This is a genomic window from Aeromonas sp. 9A, assembly GCF_963900955.1.
In the GTDB taxonomy this organism is placed as follows: domain Bacteria; phylum Pseudomonadota; class Gammaproteobacteria; order Enterobacterales; family Aeromonadaceae; genus Aeromonas; species Aeromonas salmonicida.
In genome coordinates, this window is sequence record NZ_CAWRFG010000001.1 from 1095158 (window position 1) to 1111538 (window position 16381).

The following is a 16381-nucleotide window of genomic DNA, read 5'->3' on the forward strand; positions in this document are numbered from 1 at the left end:
TGCAAGATAAAAAAGACCTCGCTTCGGCGGGGTCTTTCTTTATCCGGAGATTGTGCCGGCCAGTGGATGCTGGCCTTATCAAGACCACCTAGTTCTATTTCCCCTCCTGAGTCCAATAGCTAGTGGCGCCCCATATGGAACCAATATACGATTCCTCTTCGCCACGAAGCTTTCAGCATGAACAGAATAAGGACATTGCATGCATATTCTCCAAGCCACCCCAGCCCATCTTGAAGAAACCAGCTACCTGTTTGATGCCTACCGTCAGTTTTATGGGCAGGCGCCGGATCATAGTGCCGCAACGGGTTTATTGCCGAGCGCCTCACCAACGCCGATTCAGTGATCTTTCTTGCTCGCAATGAGGTGGGGGAAAGCATGGGGTTTGCCCAGCTTTACCCTGCATTTTCATCCGTTGCCATGAGGCGAATGTGGTATCTCAACGATCTCTTCGTCGCCGAATCAGTCCGCCAGCAGGGAGTGGCAAGAGCTCTGTTAAAACGGGTGGCCAGCTTTGCCAAAGAGACAGATGCGCTGACTGTTAAACTGGCTACAGCCGTATCCAATCATCCCGCGAAATCGCTCTACGAATCAGAGGGATATCAGAAGGTCATCGCCTTTGATCACTACACCCAACGGGTTTAGGTGAGGACAGAGGGATCATCCACCATCAGTTATTACTGACCCCCTTCTCCCCTCGCGGGAGAAGGGCTGGGGATGAGGGAGCGCTCTATTCCAGTTCCAGCAGCATGCAGATCTCGCAGGCATCGTGGCCGGTACAGCCAAGCGGCTCTGGCAGATGTTCGAAGCCAAGGGATTCGTAGAGCGTGGTCGCCTCGCGCAGTACCTCTGTAGTTTCCAGATAGCAGCGCTGGTAACCGAGGGTGCGTGCCTCGTCCAGTGCCTGCAGCACCAGCCGTCGACCCAGCCCCAACCCGCGCAGGGAGGGCATGAAGTACATCTTCTGCAGCTCGCAGACCTTATCCTCTTCCCCCGCCAGCGGCGCTATGCCGCCACCGCCGAGGATGGTGCCATCCGGCCCTTCGATCACCCAGTAGCGGCTCTTCTTGCCCAGATAGGTCTCGTGCAGTCGATCGAGGTCAGGGTCGGCCACCCCGTAGCCCTTGTCGGCGGTGAGACCGTACTCGGCAGAGACGGCGCGCACCACGGCGGCGATATGGGGATTGTCGGCGGCTGTGATGGGACGGATGCGGTAGCCCTGCTGACGGCGGGCGCGGGAGAGGGCGCTGCGATAGAGGCGCAGACCGGCCCACAGTTGCTCACGTTCGCTCAGGGTGAGCTGGGCCAGTGTCTCTTCCATGGCGCTGTCCATCTCCTGATGCAGCACCAGCAGTTGGGCCTGGCCGGCGATGGTGAGGCGCGCCTCCTTGCTGCGGCCATCGGACGGATGGGGGTGCCAGCTGATGAGCTCGCGCTCGGCGAGGCGGGCCAGCGGGCGGCTGGCGTTGGATTTGTCGATGCGCAGCCGCTCGGCCAGTTGCTGGTTGGTGGCGGGGCCGCTCTCCAGTTCGATCAGCAGATGTGCTTCGAGCGGGGTCAGCGCCAGCTCGCCACACTGCTGGGAGAGCATGCCGAGTTCGCGAACCAGATCGCGCGACAGGGCGCGCAGGGGACGGGGATCCATATCAGGGCTTCCTATTTGGTTGTCTTCAACAACCAATATAGCTAACTAGTTGTCACTGGCAACCTTTTTTATGGGGGGTGAGTGGTGGATCATGAGGCGGACAAGGAGAGGCCGAACATAAAAAAGGCCCGAAAGGGGCCCAAACATTGGAAACCCGCGCCCGGGGGCGCGGATCCCATCCTTGGTTGGTCATGAACCGGCGTGTTTACACCAGCTCTGTCAGCATGGCGTCGGCATAAGGGGTCAGTGCCTCGCCCTTCTGCACTTTGGCGAGATAGTCCGGGTTGGCGATCAGCGGGCGGCCGATGGCGACGAGGTCGAACCGGTTGGCCTTGATGGCATCCAGAGCGGTGTCGGCGCTGTAGTTGCCAACCCCGACCAGATGGCCGTCATAGTGGGCGCGCAGGTAGTCGGAAGCGCGGCCATCCAGATAGTCGAAGGTAAGGCTGTCATCGAAGATGCCCAGATGCACATAGGCCAGGACGCGCTGGTTCAGCTCGGCCAGCAGATAATCGAACACGGCGCGATCCCGCTTGTCACCTTCCAGATGCACATAGGCACCGGGGGAGAGACGCAGTCCCACTCGATCTGCCCCGATGCGGGCGTTGACCGCATCCACTACTTCCAGTGCGAAGCGGCTCATGTTTTCCGGGCTGCCACCGTACTGGTCGCTGCGCAGGTTGCTCGAATGGTGCAGGAACTGGTCAATGAGGTAGCCGTTGGCGCCGTGGATCTCCACCCCGTCAAAACCTGCTTCAATGGCGTTGGCGGCGGCCTGGGCGTAATCCTCGGCCAGCTGGCCTATCTCGGCCACTGTCAGGGGACGGGGCACCTGATACTCCAGCTCGCGCATGCGCGGTACCGTGCCCTCATGGGCGATGGCTGACGGTGCCAGCACTTCGCCATGATGGAAGAAGGGGTGGGAGAGGCGACCCACGTGCCACAGTTGGGCGAAGATTTTGCCGCCATTGGCGTGTACGGCGCTGGTGACTTTTTTCCAGCCTTCGATCTGCTCCGGGCTGTAGAGTCCGGGGGTATTGGGATAGCCCTGGCCATCCGGGCGTATGATGGTGGCTTCGGAGATGATGAGGCCGATATCGGCACGACGGGCGTAATAGGCGGCCATCTGTTCGGTGGGCACCAGGCCCGGGCCGGCCATGCAACGGGTAAGCGGTGCCATCATGAAGCGATTCGCGAGGGTGAGGGTGTCGTTGAGGCGATAGGGCTGAAACAGGGTATTCATGATCGTCTGTCCTAAGGGAGTGATTCTTGAACGTGCATTCAAGACGTTTTTTGTTTTGTGTGCAAGTCTTTTTTGAACGAGCATTCAACATGGGTTGGTCTTGCCTGCCCGCTGGGGTAAACTTGCCGCCCTTTTTGTTCCCCCTCATCGGCTCTGCGCCGGTGATCGCTTTTTCAACGGAGAAACCATGCGCAGCGCCGAGTTCAACCGGGACGACGTCTTGCGAAATGCCATGGAGGCATTTCGTGCCAAGGGTTACGCCAAGACCACCATGCAGGAGCTGGTGGCGGCGACCGGGTTGCATCCGGGCAGCCTCTACGCGGCGTTTGGCAATAAACGTGGCCTGCTGCTGGCGGCGGTCGATCACTATGTGCAGGAAAAAAGCGTGCTGCGCCGCGGTTTCTTTGCCGCCGCAAGTCCGCTGGCGGGGGTGCAGGCTTACCTCAGCCAGATAGTGAACGATGCTCTGTGCGGTACCTGTCTGGTGACGCGTACCCTGATGGAGCTGGCGGAGCAGGACGAAGAGCTGCACCTGCGGCTCAAGGCCATCTATGCCGAGCTGGACGCCGATCTGGCGCAGATCCTGACTCTCGCCCAGCAGCGTGGCGAGCTGATGGCCGACCGCGATATCCCGACCCTGACCGCCTTCCTGCTGATCAACATCCAGGGTCTGGTCACTTTTGCCCAGTGTCGTCCCGACCACGCCCTGCTCGATGGCGTCGTCACCCAGCTGATGACAGCCCTGCGAGCCTGAGTCGTAGGGGGAGCTGATGGCCCTTCGGCCTGTCAGGCTCAGGGTCAGCAGAAAACAAAAAGCGCGCCGATTGGCGCGCTTTTTTATACCAGCAGTGGCGACGTGGGATTAACGACCCAGCTTGGCCTTGAGCATGGCAACGATCTCTTTGATCGCCACTTCCTGCTTCTCGCCGGAGCGGCGGCACTTGTATTCCACCACACCGTTGTCCAGACCCCGATCGCCGATGACGATGGCGTGCGGCACACCCAGCAGCTCCATGTCGGCGAACATCACGCCCGGGCGCTCTTTACGGTCGTCGAACAGCACGTCCACACCGGCGGCTTTCAGCTCGGCGTAGAACTGCTGTGCCTGTTCGGCCACTCGCTCGGATTTGTGCATGTTCATCGGCACTATGGCCACTTCGAACGGAGCGATGGCGTCCGGCCAGATGATGCCGTACTGGTCGTTGTTCTGCTCGATGGCCGCAGCCACCAGACGGGAAACCCCGATACCGTAGCAACCCATCTCCATGGTGACGGACTTGCCGCCCTCGTTCAGCACGCTCGCCTTCATGGCTTCGGAGTACTTGGTACCCAGCTGGAAGATGTGGCCCACTTCGATGCCGCGCTTGAGCAGCAGCTTGCCCTGGCCGCACGGGCTCGGGTCGCCTTCCACCACGTTGCGCAGGTCGGCAACTTCATAGGTAGCGATGTCGCGATCCCAGTTGGCACCGGTCAGGTGGAAGCCGGTCTCGTTGGCGCCGCAGACGAAGTCCGCCAGATGGGCGGCGCTGCGATCGGCAATGATGCGACCAGCAAAGCCGACCGGACCGATGGAGCCCGCATCGCAACCAGCGGCAGCCTTGATCTGCTCGTCGTTGGCGAAGGTCAGCGGGTTGGCAACACCCGGGAGCTTCTCGGCCTTGATCTCGTTCAGCTCGTGATCGCCACGCAGCACCAGGGCGATGACGGCCTGATTGCCGTGTTCGTCCGCTTCAGCCAGTACCAGCAGGGTCTTGGCGATGGCGGTCGGGGCCACGCTCAGGAAAGCAGCGACGTCGTCGATGGTGTGGACGTTTGGAGTGGCAACCTTGGTCAGGGCTTTGGTTGCGGCAGGACGCGCGCCAGCCGGCGCCAGCGCTTCGGCCATCTCTATGTTGGCGGCGTAATCTGAGGTATCGGAGAAGGCAATCAAGTCTTCACCGCTCTCGGCCAGTACCTGGAATTCGTGGGAGCCGGTGCCGCCGATGGAGCCGGTATCGGCCTGTACAGGACGGAAGTTCAGCCCCATGCGGGTAAAGGCGGCGCAGTAGGCGGCGTGCATCCGCTCGTAGGTCTCGATCAGCGAGGCCTTGTCGATGTGGAAGGAGTAGGCGTCCTTCATCAGGAACTCGCGACCGCGCATCACGCCGAAACGGGGACGCACTTCATCGCGGAACTTGGTCTGGATCTGGTAGAGGTTGAGCGGCAGCTGCTTGTAGCTGTTCACTTCGTAACGGACCAGGGAGGTGATCACCTCTTCGTGGGTCGGACCCAGTACGAAGGGGCGGTTGTGGCGGTCGGTCAGGCGGCACAGCTCGGGGCCGTAGTCGTCCCAGCGGCCGGACTCCTGCCACAGCTCGGCGGGTTGTACCACCGGCATGGAGACTTCGATGGCGCCAGCATTGTTCATCTCTTCGCGAACAATGTTCTCGATCTTTTTCAGTACCCGCAGGCCGGACGGCAGCCAGGCATACATGCCGGAGGCCAGTTTGCGGATCATGCCGGCGCGCAGCATCAGCTGATGACTGACGACTTCGGCGTCGGACGGGGTTTCCTTGAGAGTGGAAAGCAGGTATTGGCTGGTACGCATCGCTCGTGACCTTAGATAAGACGGGCCGCGGGGCCCTGGATAAATTCAAGAGCGGAATTTTAACAGGGAGGGCCCTGTGGCCCAAGGGCTAAATTTAGCGCAGCGGGAGAAAGCGGGGGCGGTGCCCCCGCCTGTGTCAGACCCGAAATTGCGACAGCAGTCGCTGTTGCAGCAGGCTGGCCTGATGGAGGGAGGAGGCGAGCTGCAGACACTCCTGTGCCTCCTGCTCCCCTGTCTTGGCCTGCAGGCTGATGCCGGAGACCTTGTCCGAGGTGTGGCTCAGGGTGTGGGAGAGCTGACCTGTGGCATCCGCCACCTGCTGCACCATGTCGGCCAGATGGTCGATGGCCTCCTCCACCTTGAACAGGATTTGCTTGGTGTTGTCGGAGTCCTCCATCCCCGATTCCACGGTTTTCAGGTTGCGCTGCATCATCAGATAAGCCTTCTCGGTCTGCTGCTGAATGCTGTTGATCACCTCGGTTATCTCGGCGCTGGAGGCGGCGGTGCGGTTGGCCAGGGTACGTACCTCGTCCGCCACTACGGCAAAGCCCCGGCCCATTTCGCCGGCCCGGGCTGCCTCGATGGCGGCGTTGAGGGCCAGCAGGTTGGTCTGCTCCGAGATACTGCTGATGGTGGAGATGATCTGGCCAATCTGGCTGGCCTGCTCCTTGAGGGCGTTGATGGCATTGGCACATTCCCCCACTTCCACCACCACTCGCTGCATGCCTGCGCTGGCAGAGGTCACATACTGACTGCTCTCCGTTGTCAGCTGACGGACCTGATTGGCATTTTGCGCGGCCAGACTGCAGTTATCCGAGATGGAGGTGGCGACCTGTACCATCTGCTCGCTGTCGTGGTGCAGCGCCTGGGCGTGTTCGGCGGTCTGACGGCTGCTCTGGCTGATGGCCTCGACCCGGTTGACCGAGGTGTGCACGTGGTCGCTGATGTGCTGATTGTTGTCCATGGTGGAGCTGATCATCTTTTGCAGCTTTTCGATGAAGCGATCCACGCTGCCCGCCAGCGAGCCTAGTTCATCGTCCCGCTTGAGGTTGATGCGATCGTTGAGATCCCCGTCGCCCGCGGCTATGTCCTGCATGCGTTTGTCAACTTGCAGCAGGGGGTTGACTATGGTGCGTACCAGCCAGAAGCCACACAGAGTGACAATCAGCAGGCTCAGCACCAGAGCGCCCAGGATCAGGTTTTTGGTATAGCCGATGATGGTATTGAGCTGGTTCACCTGATCCTCGACGGTCGCATCGCCCTGGGTCTCGACCTCGACCAGCGCCTGTTTGAGTTGTTCGGCACTGCTCTCGTAAAGAGCCAGATGGCGCTGGTAATCAGTCAGGGCCGCGATCCACTCACTTGTCAGCCGCGTGCTGTCGGCCAGCAGGGCGCGATACTGAGTGGAGAGCGACTGGCCGGTAAACTCCCCTTCACCGGGCACATCGAACAGGCCGGTCGCCAGCATGCCGTCCACCGCTTCCTGATAGAAGCGGTTTGCCTCCGTCAGTTCGGCCTGGATGGCGGGGGTGGGGCCTTCACTCTGCATCTTCTCCAGGGCATAGAGCTGACGCAGGAAACCTATGTTGGCCTCCATGCCGCCGTCAGCCGCCTGCCAGCGGGTGGAGAGGCCGCCGTTCCAGCTGATGGCCTGATCGGGTGACTGGGTGAGGCTCTCGACCGCGCCATCACCGATCACCTCCAGCTGGGTTGAAAGGCGTGACATGCGCTCCGAACTGGCGCGCAGTGCCTGATCGATACCGGTAAAGGTGCGGTAGAGCGTCAGCAGTTTTTCCTGCTGTTGCTGATACGTCTGCTCATGCTGCTTCATGGCATTGATGGCCGTCGCATCGATGAGCTTGCCTTCTTCAACCCGTTGCAGGGCCTCGGTGGCTGCCTGTTTGGCTCGCTGCAGCTCGGGCTCGTCGAGGGGCATGCCTCTGAGCATTTTCTGGATATACAGGGACTGGTTGCCCAGCTCGATGGATCCCTCCATGGCGCCATCGGCGGTTTGCCAGGCGGCACCCAATACATAGGAGAGCAAGTCGGCCAGCCGCTGGCTGCCATACCAGCCGATCGCGCCCATGCCCAGTGTGCAACCGAGCAGGATAGTCAGCCCAAGAGTCGATGTAGTGACAATTTTCATGATGCAGGACCTTCCCTGGTTCCGAACAAACCCAATTCAGTGTTCTATCAATGGCCAAGATCCGCCATTCCCGGTGGAAAATAAAGTTACTGCCCAGATCCGATCCAAGCATGGCTCCGAAAGCGCCAGAATGCCGAGAATCCTCTGTCATCCGTCACCGCCCTATGCTGGATACTTATCCAGTTATTCTTTATGCTATGACCCAATTTACAGATAGATGGTTTGGCGAGGAGAGAGCTGTGATTGGTCGCTTGAGAGGCGTAGTCATTGAGAAACAACCCCCCGAGGTGCTGCTGGAAGTCGGGGGCCTGGGTTATGAAGTACAGATGCCCATGAGCTGCTTCTATGATCTGCCCGAGATCGGCAAGGAAGTGACCATCCACACTCACTTCGTGGTGCGTGAAGATGCCCAGCTGCTGTACGGCTTCAATCACAAGCAGGAGCGGGCGCTGTTTCGCGAGCTGATCAAAACCAATGGCGTCGGCCCCAAGCTGGCGCTGGCCATTCTCTCCGGCATGACCGCCACCCAGTTTGTGCTGAGTGTCGAGCGTGAGGAGATAAGCTCCCTGATCAAGTTGCCAGGCGTGGGCAAGAAGACCGCCGAGCGGCTGGTGGTGGAGATGAAGGACAGGCTCAAGGGCTGGGTCAGCCACGATCTCTTCTCGCCGGCCGAGATCAGCCTGCCAGCCAGGGAGAGCGTCCTGCGTGCTCCGGATTCGAGCGAAGAGGCGGCCAGTGCACTGGTGGCGCTTGGCTACAAGCCGCAGCAGGCCAGCCAGATCGTCAGCAAGATAGCCAAAGAGGGAATGTCGGTGGAAGATATCATCCGTGAATCCCTGCGTAGTCTGGTGTGAGGTAGGCAATGATTGAAGCGGACCGTCTCATTTCTGCCACTGGCGTGCGTGAGGATGAGATCATCGATAGGGCCATACGGCCAAAGATGCTGGCCGATTACACAGGTCAGGATCCCGTCTGCGAGCAGATGGAGATCTTCATCGAGGCGGCCCGCCAGCGTGGTGAGGCACTCGATCACCTGTTGATCTTCGGCCCGCCGGGTCTGGGCAAGACAACACTTGCGAACATAGTCGCCAACGAGATGGGGGTCAACATCAAGACCACCTCGGGCCCTGTGCTGGAGAAAGCCGGTGATCTGGCGGCCCTGCTCACCAACCTCGAACCGAACGACGTCTTGTTCATCGATGAGATCCACCGTCTCAGCCCTGTGGTGGAGGAGGTGCTCTATCCGGCGATGGAGGATTACCAGCTCGACATCATGATAGGGGAGGGCCCTGCCGCTCGCTCCATCAAGCTCGACTTGCCACCCTTTACCCTGATCGGGGCCACCACCCGGGCCGGCTCCCTGACCAGCCCGCTGCGGGATCGTTTCGGCATCGTCCAGCGGCTGGAGTTTTACAACGTCAAGGATCTGACCGATATCGTCTCTCGCAGTGCTCGCTGTCTGGGACTGGAGATGACAGGTGACGGGGCCCTGGAGTTGGCCCGTCGCTCTCGCGGTACGCCGCGTATTGCTAACCGCTTGTTGCGCCGGGTACGCGACTTTGCCCAGGTCAAGTCTGATGGCCGGATCGATGGACCCATAGCGGCCCGTGCCATGGACATGCTGGACGTGGACAATGAAGGTTTCGACTTCATGGACCGCAAGCTATTGTTGGCTGTCATAGACAAGTTTATGGGGGGCCCTGTGGGTCTCGATAACCTGGCGGCTGCCATAGGTGAAGAAAAAGATACTATCGAGGATGTACTGGAACCTTATTTGATCCAGCAGGGCTACCTGCAACGTACACCCAGAGGGCGGATGGCGACACCAAGAGCTTATGCACATTTTGGCCTGCAACGGCCAGATGAAAGGTGAAAACAGCTGTTTGAACAAAAAACCGCCATCAAGGGCGGTTTTTTGTTATCCGGACATAAAAAAGCCCACGGCACAGGCGGTGGGCAAAGACAATTCAGGATGGATGTTCACAGACAGTGAGTGCGTCTGGACACAGACCGGAAAAAACAGAGGAGCCGTCGCGAGGCCTCAGAGTCGGTTCATTTGATAGAGCTGAACGAACGAAAGCTTGTAGTAACGGATGGTTTTAGCAACAAACTTTTTCATCTTAAATTCCAATAGACAGGTTCGAAATGTTCATCGAATACGTGCCGGGAACCCGGATTGACCGGCCTGTATCCAAGGGATGCCCTCACTGCGAGGCGCATTGTAGGGGCTCTGTCTGACTCGGACAAACAAGAAAAATTGAGCATATCAGATTAGATTAACTAATCATTTATCTGGTCTGTTCAATTAGCATGAAAATGCGTTTTTACTGGTTTTAAATTGAGTTGGTTGGCAGCGTTGGCAGGCGGGGGAAACATAATGAAATTCACGTTGTAAGTCATTTTTTAACAGAACTGCCACTTATTGATCGAGATAATAAAATTGATTTAAATCAATGATTTGTGATTTTCAGTTTTTTGTGACACAGCTCTACAAATTAAATGGAATTGAGCGTGAAAATGCCTTTAAAAGGCATGTATTCATGGTGGTTTTACATTGATTTCAATCAAATAAAGGTGATATAAAACACCGGTCATTATGGGCAGGAATAAAGCAAGCTAGATTGTTTTGCAATTGTTAAACATTAGCTTTTTTTGTTCATCGATATTGCCTTGTTGTTAATGCTGGTAGCAGTCGAAACCGGTCGTCAGTGCAAACTGGAACATGACCGATCATTCGGGGACTTCCAACGGAAGCTTTGTCCTTAAAACTTAAAATAGCCGTGCCAATAATCGGTGAGGAAACATCATGATTGCTGAGCATGTGGTAGACCTATCGCGGTTCCAATTTGCTGCGACGGCCCTTTATCACTTCCTGTTTGTGCCCCTGACGCTCGGAATGGCCTTCATTCTGGCGATCATGGAATCTGTCTATGTGATGACCAACAACACTGTCTACCGGGACATGACCAAGTTCTGGGGCAAGTTGTTTGGTATTAACTTCGCCCTCGGGGTTACCACAGGGCTGACCATGGAGTTTCAGTTCGGTACCAACTGGGCTTACTACTCCCACTATGTCGGCGATATCTTCGGGGCCCCGCTGGCCATCGAAGGGCTGATGGCGTTCTTCCTGGAATCCACCTTTGTCGGCATGTTCTTCTTTGGTTGGGACCGCCTGACCAAGCGTCAGCATCTGGCTGCCACCTGGTTGATGGCGCTGGGAACCAACCTTTCCGCCCTCTGGATCCTGGTTGCCAACGGCTGGATGCAGAACCCGGTCGGTGCCGAGTTCAACTTCGAGTCCATGCGGATGGAGATGGTGAGCTTCGCTGAGCTGGTCTTCAACCCGGTCGCTCAGGTCAAGTTCGTCCATACGGTCGCGGCTGGCTACACCACGGGCGCCATGTTCGTGCTGGGCATCTCTTCTTACTACCTGCTGAAGAATCGTGATGTGGCCTTCGCCCGTCGCTCCTTCGCCATCGCAGCGGCCTTCGGTATGGCCTCCATCCTCTCTGTGCTGATCCTGGGTGACGAGTCCGGCTACGAGACAGGTGAAGTGCAGAAGGTGAAGCTGGCGGCCATCGAAGCCGAGTGGGACACAGAACCTGCACCGGCTGCATTTACCCTGTTCGGCATTCCGAATCAGGAAGAGATGCGTACCGATTACGCCATCAAGATCCCCTATGCGCTCGGCATCATTGCTACCCGCTCTCTGGACGGCCAGGTGACCGGCCTCAAGGATCTGAAGAGCGAGCACGAGCTGCGTGTGCGTAACGGCATGAACGCTTACGACCTGCTGACCAAGCTGCAATCCGGCGACAAGTCGGAAGATACCCTGGCACGCTTCGATGAAGTGAAACAGGATCTCGGCTACGGTCTGCTGCTCAAGCGTTACACCAGCAATGTGACCGACGCGACCGACGAACAGATCAAGGCCGCCGTGGATGACTCCATCCCGCAGGTTCTGCCGCTGTTCTTCGCCTTCCGCATCATGGTTGCCTGCGGCATGCTGATGCTGGTACTGATCGGTCTGGCCTTCTATGACAGTGCTCGTCACCGTATCGGTGAGCGCAAGTGGCTGCTCAAAGCCCTGCTGTGGGGTATCCCGCTGCCCTGGATCGCCATCGAGGCGGGCTGGTTTGTCGCCGAGTATGGCCGTCAACCCTGGACCATAGCCGAAGTGCTGCCGACCTCGCTCTCTGCATCCAACGTGCCTGCGTCCGAGATCTGGTTCTCCCTGATTGGGATCTTCCTGTTCTATACCGTACTGCTGATCATCGAGATGTACCTGATGTTCAAGTATGCGCGTCTGGGCCCAAGCAGCCTGAAGACGGGCAAGTACCACTTCGAACAGAGCAAGGTATAAGGAGAGTAACCCATGTTTGATTACGAAATGTTGCGTCTGGTCTGGTGGGTACTGGTTGGCGTCTTGCTGATCGGCTTCGCCATCACCGACGGTTTCGATATGGGGGTGGGCGCACTGCTCCCCTTCGTCGGCAAGAAGGATGTGGAGCGTCGGGTGATGCTCAACACCATGGGCCCGCACTGGGAAGGCAACCAGGTATGGCTGGTCACGGCGGGCGGTGCCCTGTTCGCGGCCTGGCCCATGGTCTATGCGGCGGCCTTCTCGGGCTTCTACATCGCCATGATCCTGACCCTGATGGCGCTCTTCTTCCGTCCGGTCGGTTTCAAGTATCGCTCCCTGCGTGAAGACGCCAAGTGGCGCAGCAACTGGGACTGGGCACTGTTCGCCGGTAGTGCGGTTCCCCCCATAGTGTTCGGGGTGGCCTTTGGCAACTTGTTGCAGGGGGTGCCGTTCGAATTCAACCAGTTCATGATGCTGACCTATCACGGCAACTTCTTCGGCCTGCTCAATCCGTTCGGTATTCTGGCCGGTCTGGTGAGTCTGTTCATGCTGGTCACCCAGGGTGCGACCTGGCTGATGATGAAGACCGATGGTGAGGTGCTGGCGCGTTCCTGCACTGCAGCCATGATCTGCTCCCTGCTGACCCTGGTGCTGTTCGGCCTGGCTGGCTGGTGGGTGAGTGGCATGGACGGCTACGTGGTCGTCAAGGCGGCTGCGACCGATGCGGTCTCCAATCCCATGAACAAGGAAGTGGTGCGCCAGGCCGGTGCCTGGATGAACAACTACGCACTCTATCCCTGGATGATAGCCGCGCCGGTACTGGGCCTCTCCATGAGCCTGCTCACTGCGCTGTTTGCCAAGCTGAATAAAGGCTGGGTGGCGTTTACCTGTTCTTCATTGGCGGTTGCCGGCGTGATCCTGACTGCAGGCTTCTCCATGTTCCCGTTCGTGATGCCCTCGAGCCTCGAGCCGTCACTGAGCCTGACCATGTGGGATGCCACCGCATCGTTCAACACCCTGAAGGTGATGACGGTGGCGGCAGCTATCTTGGTACCGATTGTGCTGGCTTATACCATCTGGACCTACGTCAAGATGTTTGGTCGGGTGACCAGCAAGCACATCGAAGACAACCAACAATCGCTCTACTAAGAAGGTGCCCTGATATGTGGTATTTCACCTGGATCCTGGGTCTGTTGCTGGCGTGTTCATTTGGCATCATCAATGCGCTCTGGCTGGAACACAGCGAGAACATGGATCGTCAGATCGATGAAGACAAGTGATCGGCTCGCCCGGTTGGCCGCTCCTCTGGAGCGCCAACCCTGGCAGGGGTTGATGTTGGTAGCGGCGGCCCTGTTGGCCGTCGCTATTTTACAGGCCCCCAACCTTGTGGCCGCCAACACCAGTGAGCACGGGCTGTTGCTCGCTCCCTGGCTGATGTGGGCGGTCTGTTGCGGCGTCATGCATGGGCTGGGATTCCATCCCCGCAGCCTCATTGGCCGAGTGCTGTTTTGCCCCTGGCTCGCCTTGCCCAGTTTGTTGTATGGGCTCTGGTTGACCCAAGGCTATTTCCTTTCATAAAAAACGGGGGGAGGCAGGATTTCCCTGTCTCCCCCTGCTTCTTTCCTATTCAGCCCTGCGCTATGATAGCCCCCCATCTGACTGTCGAATGGATCACAGATTTTTATGGGGGAAGTCTCTGAGTTTCCGGTACGTGTCTACTACGAAGACACAGATGCCGGGGGCATCGTCTACAACGCCAATTATCTCAAGTTTATGGAACGTGCTCGCACCGAGTTTCTGCGCAGCGGCGGCATCGAACAGGATGTCTTGCTGCAAGCCGGATTCGCGTTTGTGGTGAGTCGAACAGAGATCGATTTCCGCTCGGCGGCCCGTTTTAATGAATTGTTGACCGTAATAACGCAAGTGACTGAAGTGAAACGTGCATCCATGCGCTTCTCACAGCAGATCCTGGCGGCTGATGGACGACTGATCACCCAGGCCATGGTACAGATAGCCTGTGTCAGTCATCCGCATATGAAACCTGTTGCAATACCAGAAAATGTGAAGGGAGTGCTGTTAAGTGCACGCTGAAATTTCGTTTATTGGCCTGTTTTGGCAAGCCAGCCTGTTGGTAAAACTGGTCATGATGACCCTGATGGGGATGTCGGTTGTCTCCTGGGCGCTGATCTTTCAACGCTCCAAGGTCATCAAGGCGGCCAATCTGGCATCCGAGCAGTTTGAAGACCGCTTCTGGTCCGGTGTCGATCTCAACCGCCTCTATCAGGAGTCTTCCTCCCGCCGCGATGATATCGAAGGCATGGAAGACATCTTCTATTCCGGCTTCAAGGAGTATGCTCGCCTGCTCAAGGCGGGCGCCCGTGGCCAGGATGCGGTGATGGACGGTACCTATCGTGCCATGCGGGTATCGCTTTCCCGCGCGGTGGACGAGCTGGAATCCAACCTGCCCGTGCTGGCAACCGTCGGCTCCATTAGCCCCTATATCGGCCTGTTTGGTACCGTATGGGGCATCATGAACGCCTTTATCGCCCTTGGCCAGGTACAGCAGGCTACTTTGCAGATGGTGGCTCCAGGTATCGCGGAAGCGCTGATCGCGACCGCCATGGGCCTGTTTGCCGCCATTCCTGCGGTTATTTTCTATAACCGGTTTACCAACAAGGTAGAGAAGCTGGAGAACGCCTACGCCAACTTCATGGACGAGTTCACCACCATACTGAACCGTCAAATTGCACAGCAGCAGGGTGATCAGTAATGCAAACCTATCAGCGGATCCGGCGCAAGAAGGTGTGCGAGATCAACGTGGTTCCCTATATCGACGTCATGCTGGTGCTGCTTATCATCTTCATGGCGGTGACGCCGGTGATCACGCAAGGGGTCAAGGTTGACCTGCCGCAAGCAGAATCCGAGCAGTTGCCGGAAGATGCCAAGCCCCCCTTCATTGTCAGCGTCAATACCGAAGGCGAGTACGTCATCAAGGCCGGTGAGGCCGACGATGAGCCGGTGCCGGCCGGGACGCCCGAGGCGATGCAGCAATACATCACCGAAAAGGCCATGGGCTATCTGGCCATCAACCAGAACGCCCCCGTCGTGGTGGCGGGTGACAAGTCCGTGCGCTACGAAGAGGTGATACTGCTGATGGTGGCCCTCAAGAATGCGGGCGTGCCTCAGGTTGGCCTGATGACAGATCCGGTGAACTGACGGAGATGGATGTGAAGCGTGGTATTTCCGGTTATCTCATCGCGTCGCTGCTGCTGCACCTGATCGTCGGCATCATTTTGCTGGTCGGGGTCGACTTCAGCAAACCGAAGCGGCCAGAGTCCAAGGGGCAGATCATCAATGCCGTCATGCTTGACGAGAACTTCCTCAACGAACAGGCCAAGCAGATCCAGCAGCAGAAGTCTCAGCCCAAGCCCCAGAAGGTAGAGAAAGAGCAGGATAAGGAAGACACGGACCTCGCCAAGCGTGAGCTGGCCCAGCAGCAGGAGCGGCTGCGTATCGCCGAGACCAAGCGCAAGGAAGCCGAAGAGGCGACCCGCAAGGCCGAGGCTGAGAAGCAGAAAAAAGTCGCCGAGCAGAAGCTGGCGGAAGAGAAGGCGCAGAAAGCCGAGGAAACCCGCAAGCTGGAAGAGCAGAAAACCAAGCAAGCCGAGGCTGAACGCAAGGCGGCAGAAGCCGAGAGCAAGGCGCTGGCGCTGAAGAAGAAAAAGGAACAAGAGAAGAAAGAGGCCGAGGAGACGCAAGCCAAGGCTGAGGCGGCCAAGAAAGCAGAAGCGGACAAGAAGGCCAAGCAGGAAGCCGAGCAGAAAGCCAAAGCCGAAGCGGACAAGAAAGCCAAAGCAGAGGCCGAGAAAAAGGCCAAGGCGGAAGCGGACAAGAAAGCCAAGGAGGCCAAGGAAGAAGCTGCCAAGAAGGCAAAAGCTGACGCAGAGAAGAAAGCCAAGGCTGAAGCCGACAAGCAGGCTAAGATAGCGGCCGAGCGCAAGCGTAAAGCAGCCGAGCAAGCCAAGTTGCAAAAAGAGATGGAAGACATGATGCAGCAGCAGCTGGCGGCTGAGGCCAATGCTCGCAGTCAGGCTGCATCGGCGGCAGCGCAAGGTGAGGTCGACAAATATGCGGCACTCATCAAGGCCACTGTTGAGCGTTATATGATTTTGGACCCCACCATGCGGGGCAAAACATGTACTATCGGCGTACGGCTTGCCAGCACTGGTTTTGTCATCTCGGTAGATAACGGCCAGGGTGACCCGGCAGTATGTCGTTCCGGCAAAGCGGCCGTATTGAAGGCAAACCAGTTGCCGGTACCTAAAGCTCCGGCAGCGTTCGAATTGATGAAGGATCTGCGCCTTCAGCTAGCGCCAATGATTTAAGAAAGTGTTTCTGCT

Annotated in this window: 17 protein-coding genes; 13 read left to right on the forward strand and 4 right to left on the reverse strand. The window is 58.0% G+C overall.

The window, feature by feature from the left end:
• Positions 1 to 199 precede the first annotated feature (199 nt).
• Together AACX78_RS05415 and AACX78_RS05420 are read left to right on the forward strand one after the other, a co-directional pair.
• On the forward strand, positions 200 to 343 hold the full coding sequence (locus AACX78_RS05415; protein ID WP_236556289.1) for a hypothetical protein: 144 nt from the start codon (positions 200 to 202) through the stop codon (positions 341 to 343).
• Positions 344 to 375: 32 nt separating this feature from the next.
• On the forward strand, positions 376 to 642 hold the full coding sequence (locus tag AACX78_RS05420; RefSeq protein WP_236556290.1) for a GNAT family N-acetyltransferase: 267 nt from the start codon (positions 376 to 378) through the stop codon (positions 640 to 642).
• Positions 643 to 727: 85 nt separating this feature from the next.
• Here AACX78_RS05420 and AACX78_RS05425 read toward each other — a convergent pair whose 3' ends face one another.
• Positions 728 to 1642, reverse strand: a complete 915-nt coding sequence (locus AACX78_RS05425) for a bifunctional helix-turn-helix transcriptional regulator/GNAT family N-acetyltransferase (RefSeq protein WP_159165605.1) — start codon at positions 1640 to 1642, stop codon at positions 728 to 730.
• A gap of 205 nt (positions 1643 to 1847) precedes the next feature.
• Positions 1848 to 2885 carry an alkene reductase gene (locus tag AACX78_RS05430; RefSeq protein WP_201302789.1) on the reverse strand — a complete coding sequence of 346 codons (1038 nt, stop codon included), beginning with the start codon at positions 2883 to 2885 and terminating at the stop codon, positions 1848 to 1850.
• Positions 2886 to 3072: 187 nt separating this feature from the next.
• Here AACX78_RS05430 and AACX78_RS05435 point away from each other — a divergent pair, with 187 nt between their 5' ends.
• The gene (locus tag AACX78_RS05435) at positions 3073 to 3639 is read left to right on the forward strand and encodes a TetR/AcrR family transcriptional regulator (RefSeq protein WP_159165607.1); all 567 of its coding nucleotides are present in this window, start codon (positions 3073 to 3075) and stop codon (positions 3637 to 3639) included.
• A 108-nt stretch (positions 3640 to 3747) separates the two neighbouring features.
• Here AACX78_RS05435 and AACX78_RS05440 read toward each other — a convergent pair whose 3' ends face one another.
• Both AACX78_RS05440 and AACX78_RS05445 read right to left on the reverse strand, forming a co-directional pair.
• On the reverse strand, positions 3748 to 5472 hold the full coding sequence (locus AACX78_RS05440; protein ID WP_159165608.1) for a proline--tRNA ligase: 1725 nt from the start codon (positions 5470 to 5472) through the stop codon (positions 3748 to 3750).
• 136 nt (positions 5473 to 5608) lie between these two features.
• Positions 5609 to 7618, reverse strand: a complete 2010-nt coding sequence (locus tag AACX78_RS05445) for a methyl-accepting chemotaxis protein (RefSeq protein WP_159165609.1) — start codon at positions 7616 to 7618, stop codon at positions 5609 to 5611.
• 239 nt (positions 7619 to 7857) lie between these two features.
• Between AACX78_RS05445 and ruvA the strand changes: the two genes are divergently transcribed.
• The 10 genes from ruvA to tolA all read left to right on the forward strand — a co-directional run bounded on the left by ruvA (position 7858) and on the right by tolA (position 16366).
• Positions 7858 to 8472: a Holliday junction branch migration protein RuvA gene (ruvA, locus tag AACX78_RS05450; protein ID WP_005313314.1), complete on the forward strand. Its 615-nt coding sequence runs from the start codon at positions 7858 to 7860 to the stop codon at positions 8470 to 8472.
• A gap of 8 nt (positions 8473 to 8480) precedes the next feature.
• Positions 8481 to 9491, forward strand: a complete 1011-nt coding sequence (gene ruvB / locus AACX78_RS05455) for a Holliday junction branch migration DNA helicase RuvB (RefSeq protein WP_005313309.1) — start codon at positions 8481 to 8483, stop codon at positions 9489 to 9491.
• Between the two features lie 933 nt (positions 9492 to 10424).
• Positions 10425 to 11981 carry a cytochrome ubiquinol oxidase subunit I gene (locus AACX78_RS05460; RefSeq protein WP_005313307.1) on the forward strand — a complete coding sequence of 519 codons (1557 nt, stop codon included), beginning with the start codon at positions 10425 to 10427 and terminating at the stop codon, positions 11979 to 11981.
• A gap of 12 nt (positions 11982 to 11993) precedes the next feature.
• The gene (cydB, locus tag AACX78_RS05465; protein WP_159165610.1) at positions 11994 to 13130 is read left to right on the forward strand and encodes a cytochrome d ubiquinol oxidase subunit II; all 1137 of its coding nucleotides are present in this window, start codon (positions 11994 to 11996) and stop codon (positions 13128 to 13130) included.
• Between the two features lie 14 nt (positions 13131 to 13144).
• The gene (gene cydX / locus AACX78_RS05470) at positions 13145 to 13261 is read left to right on the forward strand and encodes a cytochrome bd-I oxidase subunit CydX (RefSeq protein ID WP_005313303.1); all 117 of its coding nucleotides are present in this window, start codon (positions 13145 to 13147) and stop codon (positions 13259 to 13261) included.
• Complete coding sequence (locus AACX78_RS05475; RefSeq protein WP_005313299.1) at positions 13248 to 13559, forward strand: cyd operon YbgE family protein; 312 nt, start codon at positions 13248 to 13250, stop codon at positions 13557 to 13559. The genes cydX and AACX78_RS05475 overlap by 14 nt, the downstream gene beginning before the upstream one ends.
• A gap of 105 nt (positions 13560 to 13664) precedes the next feature.
• Complete coding sequence (gene ybgC / locus AACX78_RS05480; RefSeq protein ID WP_005313296.1) at positions 13665 to 14072, forward strand: tol-pal system-associated acyl-CoA thioesterase; 408 nt, start codon at positions 13665 to 13667, stop codon at positions 14070 to 14072.
• A complete protein-coding gene (tolQ, locus tag AACX78_RS05485) occupies positions 14062 to 14751 on the forward strand; it encodes a protein TolQ (RefSeq protein WP_005313294.1) in 690 nt (229 codons plus the stop codon). The genes ybgC and tolQ overlap by 11 nt, the downstream gene beginning before the upstream one ends.
• Positions 14751 to 15197 (forward strand): protein TolR, encoded by a 447-nt coding sequence (gene tolR, locus AACX78_RS05490; RefSeq protein ID WP_005313291.1) that lies wholly within the window; start codon positions 14751 to 14753, stop codon positions 15195 to 15197. The genes tolQ and tolR overlap by 1 nt, the downstream gene beginning before the upstream one ends.
• A 5-nt stretch (positions 15198 to 15202) precedes the next feature.
• Positions 15203 to 16366, forward strand: coding sequence for a cell envelope integrity protein TolA (tolA, locus tag AACX78_RS05495; protein WP_159165611.1), 1164 nt, complete (start codon positions 15203 to 15205; stop codon positions 16364 to 16366).
• Positions 16367 to 16381: the final 15 nt, after the last annotated feature.